Source organism: Pontibacillus yanchengensis Y32, from assembly GCF_000770635.1.
Taxonomy (GTDB): Bacteria; Bacillota; Bacilli; order Bacillales; family BH030062; genus Pontibacillus; species Pontibacillus yanchengensis.
In genome coordinates this window covers 1-19,981 of the sequence record NZ_AVBF01000001.1, presented here as the reverse complement: position 1 = coordinate 19,981, position 19,981 = coordinate 1, and the positions used below count along the sequence as shown (strand labels likewise).

Sequence of the window (19,981 nt, the reverse complement as noted above, 5' to 3'; positions counted from 1 at the left end):
AAACGCCAAATCCCTTCTCTCGCAAGACCTCAACAAACATTTTATCTTCCCAAATGTTGTTGTTGTGTTACTGAGGATAAGTGCGATTAACGCAACAACAATCGAAGTTACCTTTGATGACGGTACCACACAAGAGTTTACTGTCGACGAATTATCCCCGAATGTTGACAATGAACGAACTGTTACATATGACGGAGAAGAGTACACTGTAACAGTTGAATTTGAAGAAGCAGTAGCTACTGAATTAAATGTTCTAAATACTCAGTTCCCACTCCGCGATGATGTTGTAGTAAGCTACCAACTACTAGATCAGTACGGTACAGAAGTTGATGCTGATTCTTCTGATTTAACTGTTACTGCTTATAATGTAACTAAAGGTGAATCTATCAAAGCTGCTAATATCTCTACTTCAGACGATAAAGTCCAACTAGATTTAGATGCTGCTGGAGTTGAGCTTGAAGATGAAGTTCGCGTAACTCTACTTCACAATGACTCTGGTGTTAAAGAAACTGTTACACTTCCAGTTGTTGCAGCGGAAGCTGTTAGCGAAGTAACTCTAGGTGAGCCAGTTCTAGATGAAGACGTTGAGAGACTACCAGAAAACTCTGAAGACATTACTCTTGATTATTCTGCTGTAGACCAGTACGGTAATGATGTTACTTTAGAAAACACAGATGACCTTACTTTCCTATCTAGTGATGAGTCTGTAGTTGCTAGCAGTAGCATCGAAGTTGTTCAGAATGACGATGATGAATGGGTTCTTTCATTCGATACTCAAGATGTAGCTGAAGCTAAAGACGTAACAATTACAGCACTTGTAAATGCTACTGGTGAAACTTCTCAAACAACTTTCACAGTTTATGCTGATGCATCGATTGAGTCTGCTGACCTTACCAAGCCTGAAGAATCAACTTTCGCTGTTGGTGACTCAGCTACTCTAAATATTTCAGCAATGGATCAGTATGAAGATGCACTTACTAATGAAGAAATCTTCAACCAAAAAGGTGATATTAGCCTAACATCATCCAATACATCTGTAATTGCAAATGATGATTTTACTATCAATGAAGATGGTACAGTTACAGTTGATTTAACTGGAAACACAGCTGGTACTACTACTATCTTTGCAACTGTTGGTGGCGAAACAGCTGAACTAACTGTAGAAGTCGAGTCTGCTCGTGTTCCTGCTGAAATTGGATTCGTAACTAATCCAGCAGATAAGTTAATCACAGGTGCTCAAACACCACTTGAATTAACTCTAATTGATCAATACGGTAATACTGTTGCTGATGAAGCAAATGCAGATTATAACGTTGAACTAGCGGTTGACCAAGCAGGGCTTGACGTTGTTGATTCAAATGGTAATGTAGTGCTTGACTCTAGTAGTAACTTAACTAAAACTGTACCTGTTGAGAACATTCTTAATGGTGAATATACAGTGACTTCTAGTACAACTGGTGAATATTCTCTGACTGCTACTTTACAAGATGCAACTGATAGTGACGCAGAACTTGATTCGGTAGATACGGATGTTGAAGTAATTGCAGATAATGCTGAAGGATTGTCTTACTCTGTTGAAGAATTCGATACACTATATGCAGAAGGCTCTGCTGATCAAGGCTATGATGTTCCTGTAACTGTAACAGCAACTGATGCAGATGGTAATTCTGTGGCAGTACCTACAAGTGCTATTCAGGATATCATCAGTGATGACCCAAGCGTAGTTGCTGTTGATACTGGTAACCAAGAGATTTATGGCGTTGCAGAAGGTACTGCAACTCTTACTGTAGTAATTCAGACATCAGATGGCGTTAAGACACTAACGAAAGAAGTTACAGTCTCTGAAGAAACACCTAAAGCACAATCAATTGCAGTAAACAGCGACAGCATCTCAGATTCTGAGACAAATGTAGAAGGAAGCCTACTTGATAATAGTACAGAGCTCTACTTCACAGTTACAGATCAATATGGTGTTACAAACGAAATTACACCTTCAAATTACTATGTAACAGGAATTGAAGATAACTCTGATAACAGTGCTACATTTGACAGTGACAGCATTGATATTTCTTCAGATGACTTAACTATTACTAATGGTGAAGCTGGTGTAGGTGATAAATTTACCATAACGGCTGTAACTTCAAATGGTAAGTCCGTGAACAGTACGATTACTTTAACTTCAGTTACTTCTAATTAATAAATAAACTAAGCTTTATTCTAATTCAATAGACTGGATAAAATAAGTAATGAGGGGCTCCAAGATATTCATATCTTGGAGTCTTTTTTAAGCTGTTATATCCAATCCTTGAGTTGAAACCCTAAATTCAGGAGAAGTCTTACTTAGTGATGTTCTGAGCTGGGGCTACTTAAAAGGTGACTATAAAACTATCAGAATCAGAACAATAAAAATGTTACAGGATCTGTACCACTCTTTATTTTGTATATTGGGAAAAGTTTAGTTAAAAATTTAAAGATAAACGGTATTTATGCTTTCCAATAGAGTTTTTCTACTAACTCATTGCCTACATGGCTGTATGATGTATAATCTTTTAGAAAAGACATTTGTGCTGGATACTGAATATTATCAATGTGGTTCTTACTCAATTGATTCACATATTCCTTTGATTCTGTATTTATTATGGAAACATTATTTTCCTCTTTATCTTGAGATACTACTTTACTTACTGAATTGGACTGTTGAGCAAAAAATGTATTCATATCCTCTTCCATTATAGAGGCCACCTTGGCAATCTCTGGCTCTCTATATGCTTTAGCAGCAGCAATAGCCTTACGTGCCAGTTCAGGGTTTTCCTTCATATAGGCATTCTTGTACCATTCATTATCCTCGAACTGTCCTTCATTTAATACCTTGGGATTGTTCCACTTACTATCAAACCACCCCTCACTAGCTTGGTCGACCTCATATTCTTTTGCGAAGCTTTCTAAGCTATTCAAACCTACCACATAAGGAGTAACCCCAGGAGCCTTTTTAAAACCCTCGACAGCTTCATTAACTCGCTTGGACCATATATGTATCTCTTTTTGATTATCCTCATGCCTAGCTTCTTTTAAGGCTTCCATTCTCTCTTCAAACATGTTACCCCAATAGGTTTTATTTTCAGTGAAACTTCCATTTTGCAAATCATACCAGGCAGGATTTTGTTTTGCCTTAAACTCATTGTATTTAGACCAATCATTACTACCCACAGCTGATGAGATTAAGTTATTGTGTTTCATATTTAAGTCGTGAAGTGGATTTACAGCACGCATAGTGTCATCTAAGGTTGACTTCCAATTTGATTCATTTGTGGACTTTATAGACACTTGATTTTTAATGTAATTAGATTTTATGGAAGCTATCTCCATTTTAAATACACTCCCTTAATTATTAAATAGTACACTTCCGGTTAATCTAATAAATAAAAATGGTTCCGGAATAACCGGAACCATCTAATATGATTATTCAGACTGAATGAATAAATTAGTTGATTGTATATGCTGTAGTGTCAGTGTTGCTGTTGGAACTTTGATCTTCTACATTACCATCAGTTACACTAACATCTTCACCTTCTACAGCAGAATCTGCTGTTGTTACGTTAAGAGTTACTTGGTCGTTAGCTACTGTAGCAGTACCATCTTCGTTAGTAACTGTAGTAATTTCAAAATCATCAAATCCAACAGTTGCATCATCTAAAGCTTCTGAGAAAGTAAGAATTACATCGTCACTTCCCCCAGAGAACTCATATGTTTCTTCTTCACTAAGGAATGCTGAACCTGAACCATCAAGGGTAGCATTGAATTGATTAAGAGCATCAATTTCATTTGCGATTGCTACTAAAGTATTCTGGTCATTATTAAGTGAACCATCACCATTTTCAGCTAATGTAACATTAATAGTTTGGTTAGCAGCATCATAAGATACATCTAAGTCATTAGAATCATCATCTGAATCATTAACAACATTAATTGTAGTTTCGTTTCCAAGAGCGCCTTCAAGGTTTTCATCTACAACATCAACGTTAATAGTTTGACCTAACTTAGTGATACTTGCAGAAGCATAAGTTTGATCACCAAGAGTTGCCTCAGTTAACATTGGTCCAACTTGGTCAATAATTTCAGCTGAATCTGAAGAATCGATTTGAGTAGTATCTTCATCTTCTTGGAAAGAGATTGTTTCACCATCAGCAAGAGTTAATGTACCTAATGGTGCAGTCTCATATCCTTCGTCTGGTGTAATTGATAAAGTCACTGTATCATCATCAGAATCGCCAGTTGTGTAAGAATCTACAGTAGCGTTTTCTACTTCAAAATCCGCAATAGATACAGAGCTATCTTCGATATCACCATTAAATTTAATTTCTAGTTGATCAGCTACACCATCACCAGACTCATCTGTAGCAGTTACAGATTCGAAGTCACCTTCAGTAGGTTCAGGAGTTTCTTCTGGCTCAAAGTACTGATCATTTTCAGTATTTCCTTCTGGTCCGTCTTCAGAAGCTAGGTCAAGGTCAAATGATTCAGTATCACCTTTGATATAATAGACACGATCGTACTTGTCTAATTGATTCTCAAATTCATTTTCAGATTTAGGATTATTGTCGATGAATAAATCATCGCCTGAGTAATCTAAATCATAGTTTTCGCCGTTGATGCGCAATGTAATTGCATCGGAAACTTCATTAAAGTCTACTACTTCTGCTTCGTAAGTTTCACCAGAAACAAGACCTTCGCTTGCAGCAAATTCAACAGAACCGTCAAGGTTTGGCAATGTGCTATCAGAAGCAGAAACTTCTACATCTACATCAGTAGGTGCATCGGATTCTACATAGATTTGAGCAAGACCATCAGAATCACTTTCTACATCAAATGATTTATCATCAAATGCATCTACAGTTCCTAGGAAATCACCGTTTCCAGCGTTATAAACGCGTACTTTGTTAGCACCAGCGTCTACTTCAAATGTAGCTTCGTAATCTTCATCGTAATCTTTACCATTTTGGTCTACAGCTTGATATTTGAAGTAAGCTTTTTCACCAGCAGCAAGAGTATCAACGCTATCTCCATCACTATCTTCAACAGCTAATGTAGCATCTTCAACGCTTGCTTCAGTGAAGTACACGATTTCTCCATCTTCTTGAAGGTCAGCATCGTCTAGGTCTCCATTATCGTCACCATTGTCAACGAATACAGTTGGAGTAGCATAAGCATCTTTATCACCAGTAAGTGTGAAAGAAACCTCTCCATCTTCATCTGCTTCTAGAGTGAAGACTTCTGAACTACTGCTTACTTTTTGACCATTAAAGTAAACATCGTCAGTGCTTTCTTCTACACCAAAGTCAACTACTACATTAACTTCTGTTCCTTCAGGTACAAGGTCACCATCTTCATCACGTACTGTTGCAGTGTAATCACGGCCACCATCGCCACGGCTGCTCATATAAGCGGCGTTCTTAGAACCTTCAGAATCTACATCAATTTCTGCTTCGTGGATTAGGTCATATGATACAGAAGGACCTTCAGCCTGTAGCTCTGTAGAATCTAATTTTCCGTTTCCTTCATAATCATTGTCATCTTCATCCATGAAGTTATCATCAATGAATGCGATTGGTGTTACAGTGCTGTTTTCACCTTCTAAAGTGAATGTAGCTTCTCCATCAGAACCAAGTTTTACTTGTACAGTTCTTACGCCACCAGTAGAAAGTTGGTAAGGATAGTCATCACCATAAGCGTCTGTAACTTCTACGTCACGAATAGCATCTTCAGGAGCAACGTCTAAGTTTTCTTTATATGCAATGTTTACATATCCGCTTTGTGGATCGCCATCTACATCACGAGCTGTAACTTTATATACTTTCTTCTCGCCATTACTTAGAGTATCATCATTATCTACTTCTTCAAGAGATAGACGATCTTCAACACCCCAGTAAACCATACCATTTGTAGCACGTACATCTGGGTTACCTGTAGCGTATGCTACTACTTTGTCTTCGCCACCAGAATATTGAGTGTAAGAGTATTCAGCAACACCGTTTTCGTTAGTGTAAACTTCTACCACTTGGTCTTTGTTAAATTCGCCAGAAGCATTGATGTTAAATGTAACTGGTACGCCAGCAACTTCTTCATCAATATCAGCGCGTACTGTTACTTCTTTACCAACAATACCCTGTACTGAATTAGTTTGGATGCTAATGTCTTCTGGTACTACAGCGGAAACACCAGTAAATGATACAAGAGTTTCTCCATTACCAGAAATGGTGTATTTTTCTCCACCTTCTTGAGCTGAAGTAGTCAATACAACAGTATGATCATCAGTCTGTTTTACAGCTGCATTTTCAATATCAAGATCTTCAATTTCAAAGTCAATAGAGTCCACATCGCTTACTGCGTCTTCGAATTTCACTTCTACAGTAGTATTGTTAATCGCACTTACCGAGTCAACAGTTAGTGTTTCGCCTAAGTTTTTATAGTCAGCTACAGTGTCTTCGTCAACTAGTGCGTCTTCTTGAGTATTTAGCTCTGCAAGAATTTCAGTAGTTGTTGTACCTTCTTCAGCTTCAAGAACAGCATTTGCTAGTGCTTCGTACTCAACAAACTGACCTTCTTCAACACTTACAGATGCGATGGAACCATCTTGGTACATGTCCCAAACGTCGCCTTCTCCGTCAAGAAGTGCGTTTACGAAATCTGTATATGGTACAACTGTAACTTCGCCATTGCTTTCGATTGCTACGGACATGATTTCTGTGTCAGCTGCGTCTGCTACTGCTGGTACAGTTGATACTGCTGCTGGTACTGCAAGTGCAGATGCTAATGCCGCAGATGTCATCACTTTGATTGGACTTTTTTTCATTGTTAAAGTTCCTCCCCTATAATTAAAAGAAATTTAGTTAAGCTTAGCTTAATCTATAGAAATAACTTCAGGTACAACCGCGTCGCTAAAGACCGGCTCCCCATTATTAAAATCTGTTACTTCCACCCATGTAGTTACTTCACTATCCTCAAATGTTTTTGATGGATCTTGTGAAAGATTTGCTAAAATCTCCAATGGATTTTCACTGCTGTCAAAAACAGAGTTAGCAAATGCTTCGTAATCTACATAATTACCATTTTTAAGACCAACCGCTTTAATTTCCGGTTGTTTTTCTACGATGAAATCGTACATATCACCTTCCGCATCTAGTAATGCGTTAGTGAATGATTCATAAGATACCGTGAAGTCTTGCCCATCATAAGAATAGGTAAGATCTGATACACTTGCTTCTGCTGCATCAACTGTAGAGTTTGCTGTTGGAATGAAAACTAGAGCCGATGTGAAAGCTGCTGATGCTGCAACCCATTTTGTTAGATGCTTCATTGAATTCACCCTTTTATTACTTAACTACAACAGATGCGTTTTCAAGTTCTGATTGAGTATATCCAGAAACTTCGATGTTACGGAATGCATCACGCTCTTCATCGTACTCAAGCATAACTTCTTCTTCGTTGATCCATAGTGCTACTGTATCTTCGGCAGTAACATCTTCAAGATCAGAAAGATTTAATTCTACTACATATACATTTGGTAGAGTCATCTTTACTTTACCATCAAGTTCAGTAACAGCACCAAGCTTAGTAACGTCGTCACCATTGCCGTCGCCGTCCATTTCGTACATAACTTTAGCATTCTCTAATTCTTCTTGCTCGAATCCAGAGATATCAATATTACGGAAAGAGTCACGCTCTTCATTATACATAAGTTCAACTGTTTCGCCGTTCACATCAAGTGTAACCTCTGTTTCAGCAGTTGCGCCTTCAAGAGCATCACGCTTAATTTCTGCAACGTAAACATTCGGAAGAGTCATTTTCACTTGTCCTACTTCACTAAGCATAGGAGCTTCGTCTCCGCCTTCCCATTGCTTCATTGCATTGTGAAGCATTTTAGCGAAGTCAACACGTTTGATTTTGTCACCTACGCCGAATGATCCATCTTCGTAACCGTCAGCAATGTCTGCTTCTGCTACTGCATTGATGAATGGGTATAGCTTCGTATCCATTAGGTCAGTGAAATCAGCATCTGGAACGTCTTGTTGAGGGACGTCAAAAGCTTCAGTTAGCATTTTCGCCATTTGCTCACGAGTTAGGTGGTCAGCATAACCGAAATCAGTTTCACTGTAACCATCTACAACTTCTTCATTAACTAGTGCTTGAACTTCACCTTTTAGACGATCGTTAACGTCTGTGAAAGTGAAACTTGATAGATCTTCTACCTCTTCAAGATTTAGTGCGTTGAAGATCATCTCTGCTGCTTCACTACGCGGTACGTAATCGTTCGGTTTGAAAGTACCATCTTCGAAACCTTGAATTACACCATCTTGGTAAAGAGCGTTTAAGTGTTCGTAATGAGTAGTGTCTTGGTCTACATCTGTAAATGCTTCTGCTGCCGTTTCCATTTCAGCTGCGCCAGCAACCGCTGGTGCTACTGCGCTACCTACTAGTGCTGCAGATGCAGATGCAACCATAAATTTGCGATAAGACTTTGGTTGAAATGCCATTAATCTTTTTCCTCCCTTATATGTACTTTCTTTAGTACATTTTATATATCTAAGGTTCTAGAGACAAAGTCTCAATTCATTGAACCTTCTTCCAATGATTCATACCAACTTTTGAGCTTTCTGCTTTCAATTTCCAACAGAGTAGCCATTTGGTTGGCTTGGAAAAACTCACAATCTCATTCTATCAAATCTAGTTCTTTTTTCAACTAATTCAAACAAATTTTGTCTATATCTTTACAAAACTCGATAAAATTTTGCAATTCCATAACAAATTTCGTCATTATATTAGATTGATAGAATGTTTAGAGTTTTTTTACATCAACGCTTACAAGCATAACATGAATAAAATGGTTGAACAAGAAATACTTTCAAGTTTTTTACATTATTACATCTCAGTTACCTTTACTCCGGTGAATATGCGGAATGAACAAAATTGAATATTAATCCAGAGACGAGCCAGAAGAGCACATTAATCTGCGGAATGAAAATGAGATTGTTCGCTAGATTTTGCCCCATGAACGTTCCTGCACCTACGAATAAACCTATGAGCAATATTTTCTTAGCTAGATCCTCTCTACGGAAAAGGAATTGTTTTCCTAAGAATAAGAAGTAGTAGAGGTAGATGGCTAGAAAGCTTAATACGCCAATTGTTCCTGTCTCCGCAGCCACTTTCAAGTACGAGTTGTGTACAGAGTATTGATCGTGGCCGACGTAAAGCTCGGGATACTTGGTTACATATTCCTTGTAGCGGACATCATAGTTACCAATACCTACCCCAAGAGTAGGGTTCTCCTGATACATGTAAAGTCCTGTTTTCCAAAGTGTTGTCCTGGATGCGATAGATTTTGTTGTTATGGGGTCCTCTTCCTTTTCATCTTCGTCAACTTCACCATCGCCGCCATCACCTGCAGTACCTCCATTACCATTACCTCCAAAGGATGGCATAAAGGATTGGGCGATACTTATAGCCGATGTCGTTCTTTCTTGAACATCGGGTAAATTGTAGACAATGACACCGAGTAACAGTGTCGCCCCAATTAAGTGGATGGTGAACAACTTCTTATAAAATTGTTTCGGAATGAGCAACGACGTTAAGATAATCGCCATTGCCATAATCAACCAGGCAGATCTTGTGTATGTAAAGATTTGATTGATGACATACACGCCAAATACTGCAAACATAATCAATTGCCATTTACGGTCCTTGAAGAAGACTACTGCAAATAATAGTAGGATTGGCAAAATGAAGTTAATAAATCCAGCCCAATAGTTCGGGTTGACCATCGTTGATTGAACACGGCCGTATGCTTCTGCCAAGGCATACACACCAGCTTTATTCAAATTGATGTCAAAGGCATATTGGATAATGCCCCAGAGCCCAACGACAGCTAGTACACTTACGAATGTAATGCCGAATGTCTTGTATTCGCGGTCGGTGAACTTAATTTTCGTAACGATGTAAAAGAGAATCGCATACGATACATACCGTACCATTTCCTTTAATCCTGGTAAGAGCGAGTCTGCCTGGGATAAGGAAATCACCTGGATGAGGAAAAAGATTCCGAATAGGGTCATGAATGTTTTCAGCCCTAAGCTGTTGAGGCGTATCTTTCCTGTCATGTATTCTGCAATTGCTACGATCGTTAAGGCTGGAATTAAGATGACCTCTGCTGAGATCGGTAGCGGTCCTAGATAAATCTTAGCCGGTACAAGCGGCATAATGATGATATGCAATAAGACCAAGTAAAATGTCAATGAATGTTTACCTGCCATACGTTGTTACACTCCTCTTTCTTCCTGAACATGAATATCTTGTTGGTTATGGAAAAATTATGAGGAGTTCCACCCGAAATAGACGAAACTCCTCTTTCAAAAGTTTCACGTTTGTAGAAATTTTTTATACATTTTTTTGGTAGAATCAGCTAACTGATCCAGTGAAAAGTTGGCACTACAGTGTTCATAGAATGTTTCACCTAAATCAGAAAGTTCGCCAATTTTCTTTTTTTCAATAGCTTTTTGAAACGCATCCGTTAATTCGTTAGCGCTTTTTGTCGACACAACCCAGCCCGTACCTTGGACCATGTGTCTTACACCGCCTACGTCTGTTGCGACAACTGGTGTGTGTTCTCTTGCCGCTTCTAGTAACGCAAGCGGAAAGCTTTCACTATAGGATGCGAGTAAACCGATATCACTAATCTGATAAATATCTGGAACGTCGTGCCTGAAGCCTAGGAATTGAACTTGCGATGCGATGCCTAGCTCACGCACACGATTTGTTAGGTGTTCTTTTTCGGGTCCATCTCCTATTAATAGGAGCTTGAATGGAGGGTTGTCCAGTTGCCGAATGGCCTGGAATACTTCTTCGTGTCCCTTAATGGGGTGGAGCCTAGCGACCATTGCTGTGACGAAATCGTCTGCTTGGAGGTCGAGGTCAGCTCGGGTAAGGGTTTTTGTAGCGTATGACTTCGAAAAATCAATACCGTTATAGACAGTTGTGATTTTTTCACTTGGGACACCAAGGTTGATCAAATCTTCTTTAAATCGTTCAGACACAGCGAAAAAGTGGTCAATTCGCTTAATGGTCCAAAGATTGATTTTGGTGAAGATCTTACCTTTCATGCCTCCCTTAAGAAAGTCTAACGTAGGATCGCTGTGAATCGTAGTGACCCAAGGGATTCTTAACGAATTCTTAAGAATCGAGGCATATAAATTAGCTCGTGCTCCGTGCGTATGTATTAGCTGAAATCCATTTTTCTTAATGAGTTCTTTTAACCGGCTAAGAATGGACAGGTCATAGCGGGAACGCTGGTCTAGTAAGTGTACGTCGATGCCGAGTTTTTTTGCCTCATCATAGAGGACGCCTTGCTGCATGACAACGAGCGACACTTGGTCACTCGGGAACTGGTCTAGTAAGGTGAGTAGGTGATTTTTCGACCCGCCTGTTTCTCCACCGGATATTAGGTGAACGACTTTCATTCGATGTGCCCTCCTTTACGCGTTGCTTCATAGACTTTTTGTTTGAAGTTGGCGTTTTTGAAGATGGCATACAGAAGTGTTGATGATTTGTTCACCTGTTTGAAATAGTCGCTATACGTCCATTTGCCATACACGGCGTCAAATCGTTCCATGAATACAGCTGGACTACCTTGCCAAAATGTTTCTACCGCTTCTACTTTTGGTTGCTGGACTAGCTGGGATTTATAGCGAGCCAGCGCGAGGAAGCCGTCAAAATCGATAGCTTGTGATGTGAACACACTCACCGCTAGTTCTTTTTGTTCAAAGGTGGAGGTGATATCGATGACACAGTTGATTTCTTCTTTTGGCAGCGTTGTGTTGATTTCATATAGGCGAACGACCATCCTCGGGTTTTCTAGCTTAGCTAGCGTGTCCCGTAACAGGTGCGCCGTTTCAATGTGATCGCCGTGGCAATCCACAAACACTGGAGCGTAGATCACTTCAGGTTGTTTCTCGTCGATTATGTCGATCAATTGCTGTTGGAATGCGTCGGTACTTTCAAGTTCCCCATCTGGTGCGTCAAAAAAGCGCACGTCTTGAAAGCCGATAAGTTCTTGAGCCTTGTACGCTTCCTCGCGGCGACGTTTAACAAGCTCTGACTCTTCTAAATCGGACACACTTCCCGCTCCGTTCGTCAAAAAGATTACGGTTGTATCTGCACCCTGATTGGCATACTTCCTCAACGTCCCACCTGCGCCGATGGTTTCATCATCAACGTGAGGGGCTAGTAGCAAGGCACGTTCCTCGGTTAATTCCGTCGTGTACAGATCGCCTTTGTAGTAGCGTTCGAGAACGATGTCTGTAATCGGGTGTATGATGGGGGTAATGGATTTTAATAGTTGTCGCTTCATAACGTAATCTCCTTTAAGAGGCATGTCGGTGAGCATACCCTTGAACCTAGAACGAATCAATATCTCCTGGTGTTATATACCACGCATCCGGATTGTTAAGCTCGATATGTTGGACGGTGAGCTCTTTTCCAACGAGAGGCATGGGACTATCTTTATGCATAAATTTGTTATCAGCTAAAAGTTTAGTGGAGCCAGCTTTTGGCATCGCCCACGTTTGCACCACATCTGCCTCCTTCATGCGCACCATCGCTTGTTGAAGAAGGACTTGCCAGTAGGTATCGTCGTCTTCTGCTAGCCAGTCTACGATATAGCCGTTTCGAAACACTCGATCCTCTTTTGGTTCTACACGAAAAACGATATACCCTCTCAGCTCTCCTCTTTCGTAGAGGGCGAGCATCTTATAATTGTGATTAGGATGCTTAATGTACCGCCAATTTAAATAGGCGGCATCGCGAACGAGATGCACTGTAGCGTGATGTTTCGTCCGTTCGGCTAATTGATCAAACGTTTGATCAAATGTGGAAATCTCTTTTATTGTAAACGATTCTTGATTTTTTTGGCGGAATTTTTTTTGTTGAAATTGTAGCGCGACTTGATCAAGTGGCCTAAAGGCTTTCATTGGGGCCAGTTTACTTGATAGGAGCGCAATTGGTTTTTGTACAAATATGTATCTTGGCACATCTAATAGATGCGAAGCGTTTGTATAACGTAGGAACAAGTCCTTCGCCTTTGGAGCTGGGAATCCGTATAAATAGACAATTCCGCGTTTTTTCGCTTCTTTGATTAATGTTTCGTTTAGCTTTTGGTAGATGCCCTTCCCTCTTGCATCCGGGTCGACCATGGTATCGATACGTAAGCCAATTGGTTGTTTCTCGCCATGAACCCAGGCATACGATACCCATAAGGAAATATGCCCAAGCACGACTCCGTCTTCTTCATATAGAAGAATCCACGGGTTACTGGCGTTGGGATGCTGAAGGAATTTCCATTGCCACAGCTCGATGGAACGTGGCTTTCCGAATACCTTCTCGAAAAGGGATTGGATTTGGTTTTCGTCTCCTGGTTGATAGGTTCGTATCGGCATGTTTGTCATCCTTTACTAGGAAGTGCAAAGAGGCTTGACGCTTCGGGCCAAGCCTCAAATCTATTTCTTTGTGATCACTCGGAATAAAAATTTCGGCAGTGCCATTTGTCGTTTGATTCGCTTTGGATCGGTTGCGAGACGATAAAACCATTCCATTCCTACTTTACGAAACGGAGCAGGCGCGCGTTTCACATGTCCGGCGTACACATCAAAGCTTCCGCCAACACCTTGGAATACCTTCACTGGAAGACGCTCTTTGTTGGCGCGAATCCATTGCTCTTGCTTCGGGCTTCCAAGGGCAACGAACATGATGTCTGCTTTGGCGTCGTTGATTTTTTGGATCAAGGCTTCTTGGTCTTGCACATATCCATTTTCATATCCCGCCACTTGGATGGAAGGATATGTTTCCTGGATATTGGAGATTGCCTTGGATACGACTTCTTCCTTGGCACCATAAAAGAAGACACGATAGCCCTCTTCGGCTGCCATTTGTAGAAGACGGTCCATCATATCTACACCGGTTACGCGCGAACGAATCTCGCCTCCCTTTAATCTAGAGGCGAGAAGAACGCCGACCCCATCTGGAATTTGGTACGTTGAACCGTTAATGAGATCGCGTAACGTCTCATCGTTTTGGCTCGCGATGATTTTCTCTGGGTTTACTGCGATGATCGTTGATTGTTGGTTGTCTTGGATGCGCTGGTTCAGTTCTTTGGTTATCTCTTCATATGATAACGGGGAAACGTCCACACCCATATAGGTCTCTTTATTCATTCCTTATCCCTCTTACTCAATTGGTTTCAAACCTGTTAAATGACCAATCTGATACAGTGTCATCCCTTCGTGATCCTTGATGCAGTTTCGTGTATCAAGCACAACTGGGGTTTTCATATATTTTGCAAAAAGTGATGGATCCATTTCTTTAAACTGACGGTGGTCTGCTAGAACAAGGGCCACATCGGCCTCCTTCAAGGCATCCTCGACACTCTCAAGCTGCAAGTCTGTCATGTCTTGCTTCACGAATGGATCGTGGCATGTGATGGTAAAGCCTTTTTCATGGTTTTGTAGCTTACGAGCAATCGTTACCGCTGGGCTTTCGCGTACATCATCGACGTTGGCTTTATAGGAAAGGCCGAAGATGGCGATTTTTGGACTCATTTTCAGTTGCGTCAATTCTTCAATCTGCTCTACTACAAAAGATGGCATCGAATCATTGATCTCACGTGCTCGTTGCATGAGTGGTGTTTCTTCTTTTGCTTTTTCTATAATAAAGTATGGATCGACCGCAATACAATGGCCGCCTACGCCTGGTCCTGGTTGCAGGATGTTCACGCGAGGGTGCATGTTGGCGAAATTAATCACCTCATGGGCGTTCACATCTAGTTTGTCGGAAACTTTCGCTAGTTCGTTGGCAAGGGCGATATTAACGTCACGGAATGTATTTTCCATTAGCTTAGACATTTCAGCTGTCACGGCTACTGTCTCGTGAATATCTCCTTTTACAACGGCGCGATACACATCGGCAGCTTTTTTCGCTGCTTCTGGTGTAAGGCCGCCGACTACGCGTGTATTATGAATGAGTTCATCCATGATTTTACCTGGAATTACACGCTCTGGACAGTGGGAAACGAGTAGTTCATTTGCTTCGAGATCCCAATTAGCATCACGTAGAATCGGTGCTACCACATCATCGATGGTACGTGGTGGGATGGTTGATTCTACAATAATCGTATTGCCTTTTAGTAAGTATGGAAGGATGTCTCTTGTTGCTTGAGCCACGTATTCGGTGTTGGCTGTTTTATCTTCGTACACTGGTGTTGGGACAGCAATGATGAAAACATCTGCTTCTTCTGGTTTCGTAGAGGCGCGAAGGTTCCCAGCGTCCACCCCTTCTTTCACCGCTTCGCCAAGTCCTGGTTCTTCTATATGAATATTGCCTTCATTTAATGTATGGATCACTTTCTCGTTCACATCAACGCCAACCACTTCAAAGCCTGCACGGGCGAATATGGCTGATGTTGGTAGTCCTATATATCCTAATCCTATTACGCATATTTTTTTCATAACAGTCTCTTCTTTCTCCTTTATAAAGTTGTTCAAACGTCGGAAGCATGTTCTCCGTACTGTAAAGGTTACCAGTTTTTGTGTTGAACACATTTTTACATTTGTTTTGAGTATAGCAAAGAATTCCAACCCTTGCGAATGATTATTTACGTCTGAATTTCGAATCTTTATTTCATTTTTTGACAAAAGGTGCTAGTATGAGAATGAGTTTGTAGCCGTTTTACGATTGGAAGATGTACCATGAAACTAGTCATTTCCGGTTTTTATGGGTTAGGAAACACGGGAGATGAAGCGATTCTCGACGCAATGGTCGACAACTTACGCACCTCTCTTGACGAACCTGATATTACAGTGTTTTCCCTTTCCCCAGAGCAAACCGCTTCTAAACATAACGTCAAAAGCATCTACCGCGGCTGGCGCCATGACTTTAAGGAAAAAGTCCGCGCCCTTCGTGAAGCCGATCTTGTGTTATCAGGCGGCGGTGGATTACTTCAAGATACGTACCCTACTCGTATTATCTTCGGTCCGCTTCCATATTATTTACTCATTGTCTTTTTAGCGAAACTTTGCGGGACAAAGGTAATGTTTTTTTCACAGGGAGTTGGTCCTGTGACCACTCCATATGGGAAGCTCTTGATGAGATTGTTCGGAAATATGGCCGATTTTATTACGGTTAGAGATGAATATTCCAAGAAATACCTCGAGCAACGGCACGTCACCAAACCTGAAACAGTCGTCACAGCTGATATCGTATTCGCATACCAATCAAAACGTGACACGATCTGCATCGAATCTCTGCCGTTAACAGGTGACGAGAAGCTAGTTGGTGTGAGTGTCAGGCCTTGGTTTGAGGAAACAGCTTATCAGACCGAGATGGCCAAGCTGTTGGATCAGTTTATTGAGGAAAAAGGGGTTACGCCCGTGTTTGTTCCGATGGAAGGCGAGCATGATGCGAACGTATCGAGAACGATTCAAGGGCACATGCAGCATGGTGATCAGACGCTTGTTCTTGGAAGCGACTTTACCCCAAATCAGTACCTTCAATTTATTGGAGAGTGCGAGATGATGATTGGGATGCGACTGCATGCATTGATTTTTGCGACACTCGCTTCTGTACCGTTTGTTGCAGTTAGCTATGATAAAAAGGTCGAGAGCCTGGCAATGCGTACAGGAATGTGGCATCACTCCACAACGCTTGAACATTTTACAGCAGCGTCCATGTATGCCAATGTAGTGGATGTGTATGAACATCTGGAAACACTTGGAGCGCAGTTAGATGAGGAACGTGCTGAGTTAAAGGATGAGGCGTTGAGGAATGTTACTTTATTGAAGGAAAAATTTCAGTGATCATTACTTTTTAAGGAACGCCTTTATATAATTGATTTTTTAAGAGAAGGGACGACGCACCCTTTTTCTTTTTTTCTTACATCCATTACAATTAAACTAGATTATTACTAGGGAGTTAAGGAAGCCCCCTCAGTACATATAGAAATAGACGAGTACGATACATACAACAGGCAGCAGGTATTTCGTTAACGCGGAGGAACATTATGAGAATTTTATTGGCAACGGTATTTAATTACCCTCACACCGGAGGGTTATCAACACATATGACAACCTTAAAGGCTGGGCTTGAGCAATTAGGACATGAGGTGGAAACCCTGTCCTTTAGTGACCTGCCTTATTATAAGCAACAGTTCTTTGCCAAGGGTCCGAGTTTCTTTATGAATCGGATGGCTCCAGGGAAGGGTATTTTGCTTGGGCATAAATTACGCTCTGGCATGCTTCGTGACATGATCAAGAAGAAACACGAGGACAAGCCATACGATATTGTGAATGCGCAGGATATCTATGCTACCTTTGCTGCTCTTGAGACACCTGTACCTACTGTCACAACGGTTCATGGTTACATGACGTATGAAGCGATCAGCCGTGGGTCGATTAAGACAGAGAGTGTCGAGGCACGAGTGCTTCAGGCGAAGGAAAAAGAAGCGTATGAGAAGACGCGCCAAATCATTACGGTCGATTTCCGTATTCGTGATTATGTAAAAGACCTCGCAGCAGCTGAGGGCATCCGCGTGCATAATTTCATTGATGTCGATCAGTTCCGTCCGCAAACAGAGCGCAAGCAGGAGCTTCGTCAGAAATACGGCTTTGCTGAAGATGATCATATTGTGTTTATTCCAAGACGGTTAACGAAAAAGAATGGGGTTATCTACCCTGCTAAGGCGCTGCCTAAAATTCAACAACAGTTTCCGAAGACGAGATTAATCTATGCTGGTAGTGGCGAGGAAGAAGCTGGCCTTCGTACGATTTGTGAGAAGAACGGCACGCTCTCTACGGTCCATTTTCTTGGCGATATCCCCCATGACTTGATGAAGGATTATTATGCAATGAGCGATATTACCATGGTTCCGTCTGTGCATTCAGAGGGGGTAGAAGAAGCGACGTCGATTTCGGCCCTAGAAGCGATGGGAAGTGGCGTGCCTGTTATAGCCTCGAAGGTTGGCGGCTTGAAGGAAATCGTTCAACACGGGGAAAATGGTCTATTAGTAGAAGAAAAAGATGATGACCAGATTGCAGAGGCTGTGTGTGAGCTATTACGCGATCATGACTTCGGCCAGCGCTTGGCTGTGCAAGCTCGTGTCAAAATTGAGGAAGAATATTCTCATATCTCCGCGGCCACAAAATACGCGGCTATCTACGAATCTGTATTATCAAAAGTATCTACATAATGTAGAACAATCTAAAAGTCTATGTAAATCCGTTTTTTCATGAGCCGTGGAGTCGTGGAAAAGCGGATTTCATACGTTGAAAAGAAGGTATAACCCATGTCTAGACTAAAACAAACCGCAATATGGATCACACTACTATCGATTTTCCTCAAATTACTGGGCTTCGTCCGGGAAAGCATGATTGCCAGAGAATTCGGTGTAAGCAATGAGACAGACGCGTTTATGATTGCGTTCACGTTCGTAACGTTGATTCTGGCCTTGATTGCCAATGGCTTTAACTCGGCGTTTTTACCGAAATATGTGGAGAAGCGCAAGGAAAATATGGAGGAAGCAGAGCGTAATGCCAATGGCGTCTTGAACTATACGACGCTCTTTTTCCTCGGTGTTTCCGTCATAGCGTATTTTTTCACACCAACGATCGTGGAGTTTTTATTCGGTTCCCGTTCTGAGGAAACGCTCCGGATTACCGTTGACTTAACGAGAGTGTTCTTCATTTGCATGGTCGTCATCGCGTTAAGTGGTGTGCTTGAATCGTACTTACAGGCGAGGCGCATTTTTGTTCCGACGCAGTTATCGAAAATTATGGGGACGCTCATGGCAACGCTATTTATTATTTTCTTCGCAGATATGTGGGGGATTTATAGTGTTGCGTATGGATTTGTGTTCGGTACATTCCTCGGCGTATGTATTCAATTTGGCGCGTTAGTGTATGGTGGCTTTAAATGGATGCCGAAATTCAAGTTGGATGATGAGTTTGGCCGCAAGCTGATGCTACTGCTTGCCCCTGCCCTGCTTCACTCTTCTGTTGGGCACATTAACGTGTTTGTAAACAAGATGTTCGCGAACCGTATTGAGACAGGCGCTGTTACGTATTTAAATAACGCTTCCTTGATTATGAGTATTCCGAGTACGATTTTTACGACGACGATAGTGGCAATTATTTTTACATTGTTATCCGAACAAGCCGATAATAAGGAAAAGTTCCGCGAAACGTTATACATGGGCTATCAAATCGGCATGATGACGTTGCTTCCGATTGCGATTGGTACCTTGTTAGTCGGGAAAGCTGTTATTTCCTTTATTTATGAAGGCGGAGAATTCACGGCACAGGATACGGCAAATACGTACTTTGTCCTGCAGCTATACATTCCGATTATATTAACGCAAGGCTTGCTCGTTATTGGTGTGAAAGGCATGTACGCACAAGGCGCAGCGAAGCGATTGTTGAAAATCAGTTCGACGACGATTTTGCTGAACGCTGCTCTAAACTGGCTGTTCATTCAACCACTAGGCTATCCAGGCTTAGCATTATCCAGCTCGGTTGTAGCGCTCTATTATGTAACCGCGACGACGCTTGCAGTTTATCGCGATTATGATCGTTCTGAGTTGAAAAAACTGGTGCAGCTGTTCTTCCGCGTTCTCGTTCCTTCTATTATAATGGCGGTTCCGATTGTGTTGATTCAGCAGTTCACTTCGATTGAAACCTTATATGCTCTATGGAGATTATTAATTCTTGTTCCGATTGGCGTTGTGTTCTACGTTGCCGGGATGTATGTATTCTACCGTGAAGGCTTCAGGCAAATGTTACGTGTTGTAAAAGACCGGAAAAGTATGAGTTAAAACAATATTATAGTTTAGAGCACTACCCTATTGGGCAATGTCATAAAGGTAAGCTTACAAAATATGTATACTCCTCCGCCA

14 protein-coding genes are annotated in these 19,981 nt (G+C 41.4%); 4 read left to right on the top strand and 10 right to left on the bottom strand.

The genetic code is table 11. The annotated features are described in order from the left end of the window. Positions 1-64: 64 nt before the first annotated feature. Positions 65-2,197 (top strand): hypothetical protein, encoded by a 2,133-nt coding sequence (locus tag N782_RS00070; RefSeq protein ID WP_036814958.1) that lies wholly within the window; start codon positions 65-67, stop codon positions 2,195-2,197. Positions 2,198-2,484: 287 nt separating this feature from the next. On the opposite strand, the gene N782_RS00065 is transcribed toward N782_RS00070, so the two are convergent. The 10 genes from N782_RS00065 to N782_RS00020 form a co-directional block, all read right to left on the bottom strand. Beyond that, positions 2,485-3,366: a hypothetical protein gene (locus N782_RS00065; RefSeq protein WP_036814955.1), complete on the bottom strand. Its 882-nt coding sequence runs from the start codon at positions 3,364-3,366 to the stop codon at positions 2,485-2,487. Between the two features lie 115 nt (positions 3,367-3,481). Next, entirely contained in the window at positions 3,482-6,850 is a 3,369-nt protein-coding gene (locus tag N782_RS20520) for a hypothetical protein (protein WP_052111063.1), read from the bottom strand. A gap of 48 nt (positions 6,851-6,898) precedes the next feature. Beyond that, positions 6,899-7,354, bottom strand: a complete 456-nt coding sequence (locus N782_RS00055) for a hypothetical protein (RefSeq protein ID WP_036814952.1) — start codon at positions 7,352-7,354, stop codon at positions 6,899-6,901. 16 nt (positions 7,355-7,370) lie between these two features. Further along, positions 7,371-8,531 (bottom strand): S-layer homology domain-containing protein, encoded by a 1,161-nt coding sequence (locus tag N782_RS00050; protein ID WP_036814950.1) that lies wholly within the window; start codon positions 8,529-8,531, stop codon positions 7,371-7,373. Between the two features lie 402 nt (positions 8,532-8,933). After that, the gene (locus N782_RS00045) at positions 8,934-10,304 is read right to left on the bottom strand and encodes an O-antigen ligase family protein (protein ID WP_036814947.1); all 1,371 of its coding nucleotides are present in this window, start codon (positions 10,302-10,304) and stop codon (positions 8,934-8,936) included. Between the two features lie 105 nt (positions 10,305-10,409). After that, positions 10,410-11,507, bottom strand: coding sequence for a glycosyltransferase (locus N782_RS00040; RefSeq protein ID WP_036814945.1), 1,098 nt, complete (start codon positions 11,505-11,507; stop codon positions 10,410-10,412). Continuing rightward, positions 11,504-12,397: a PIG-L deacetylase family protein gene (locus tag N782_RS00035; protein WP_036814942.1), complete on the bottom strand. Its 894-nt coding sequence runs from the start codon at positions 12,395-12,397 to the stop codon at positions 11,504-11,506. Before N782_RS00035 ends, N782_RS00040 begins: the two co-directional genes overlap by 4 nt. Before the next feature lie 46 nt (positions 12,398-12,443). Further along, the gene (locus N782_RS00030; RefSeq protein WP_052111062.1) at positions 12,444-13,481 is read right to left on the bottom strand and encodes a GNAT family N-acetyltransferase; all 1,038 of its coding nucleotides are present in this window, start codon (positions 13,479-13,481) and stop codon (positions 12,444-12,446) included. A 60-nt stretch (positions 13,482-13,541) separates the two neighbouring features. Then, positions 13,542-14,255: a WecB/TagA/CpsF family glycosyltransferase gene (locus N782_RS00025; RefSeq protein WP_036814936.1), complete on the bottom strand. Its 714-nt coding sequence runs from the start codon at positions 14,253-14,255 to the stop codon at positions 13,542-13,544. Between the two features lie 12 nt (positions 14,256-14,267). Continuing rightward, positions 14,268-15,545 carry a nucleotide sugar dehydrogenase gene (locus N782_RS00020; protein ID WP_036814933.1) on the bottom strand — a complete coding sequence of 426 codons (1,278 nt, stop codon included), beginning with the start codon at positions 15,543-15,545 and terminating at the stop codon, positions 14,268-14,270. Positions 15,546-15,785: 240 nt separating this feature from the next. Here N782_RS00020 and csaB point away from each other — a divergent pair, with 240 nt between their 5' ends. From csaB to murJ, 3 genes are all read left to right on the top strand, one after another. Next, positions 15,786-16,892: a polysaccharide pyruvyl transferase CsaB gene (gene csaB / locus N782_RS00015; protein WP_036814930.1), complete on the top strand. Its 1,107-nt coding sequence runs from the start codon at positions 15,786-15,788 to the stop codon at positions 16,890-16,892. A 203-nt stretch (positions 16,893-17,095) separates the two neighbouring features. Beyond that, the gene (locus N782_RS00010; protein ID WP_036814927.1) at positions 17,096-18,280 is read left to right on the top strand and encodes a glycosyltransferase family 4 protein; all 1,185 of its coding nucleotides are present in this window, start codon (positions 17,096-17,098) and stop codon (positions 18,278-18,280) included. A gap of 96 nt (positions 18,281-18,376) precedes the next feature. Continuing rightward, entirely contained in the window at positions 18,377-19,900 is a 1,524-nt protein-coding gene (gene murJ / locus N782_RS00005) for a murein biosynthesis integral membrane protein MurJ (RefSeq protein WP_036814924.1), read from the top strand. Positions 19,901-19,981: the final 81 nt, after the last annotated feature.

Excerpts from the sequence above, each read along its gene's own strand:
- N782_RS00065 (WP_036814955.1), bottom strand. The coding sequence starts at position 3,366 with ATGGAGATAGCTTCCATAAAATCTAATTACATTAAAAATCAAGTGTCT.
- N782_RS20520 (WP_052111063.1), bottom strand. The coding sequence starts at position 6,850 with ATGAAAAAAAGTCCAATCAAAGTGATGACATCTGCGGCATTAGCATCT.
- N782_RS00055 (WP_036814952.1), bottom strand. The coding sequence starts at position 7,354 with ATGAAGCATCTAACAAAATGGGTTGCAGCATCAGCAGCTTTCACATCG.
- N782_RS00050 (WP_036814950.1), bottom strand. The coding sequence starts at position 8,531 with ATGGCATTTCAACCAAAGTCTTATCGCAAATTTATGGTTGCATCTGCA.
- N782_RS00045 (WP_036814947.1), bottom strand. The coding sequence starts at position 10,304 with ATGGCAGGTAAACATTCATTGACATTTTACTTGGTCTTATTGCATATC.
- N782_RS00040 (WP_036814945.1), bottom strand. The coding sequence starts at position 11,507 with ATGAAAGTCGTTCACCTAATATCCGGTGGAGAAACAGGCGGGTCGAAA.
- N782_RS00035 (WP_036814942.1), bottom strand. The coding sequence starts at position 12,397 with ATGAAGCGACAACTATTAAAATCCATTACCCCCATCATACACCCGATT.
- N782_RS00030 (WP_052111062.1), bottom strand. The coding sequence starts at position 13,481 with ATGCCGATACGAACCTATCAACCAGGAGACGAAAACCAAATCCAATCC.
- N782_RS00025 (WP_036814936.1), bottom strand. The coding sequence starts at position 14,255 with ATGAATAAAGAGACCTATATGGGTGTGGACGTTTCCCCGTTATCATAT.
- N782_RS00020 (WP_036814933.1), bottom strand. The coding sequence starts at position 15,545 with ATGAAAAAAATATGCGTAATAGGATTAGGATATATAGGACTACCAACA.
- csaB (WP_036814930.1), top strand. The coding sequence starts at position 15,786 with ATGAAACTAGTCATTTCCGGTTTTTATGGGTTAGGAAACACGGGAGAT.
- N782_RS00010 (WP_036814927.1), top strand. The coding sequence starts at position 17,096 with ATGAGAATTTTATTGGCAACGGTATTTAATTACCCTCACACCGGAGGG.
- murJ (WP_036814924.1), top strand. The coding sequence starts at position 18,377 with ATGTCTAGACTAAAACAAACCGCAATATGGATCACACTACTATCGATT.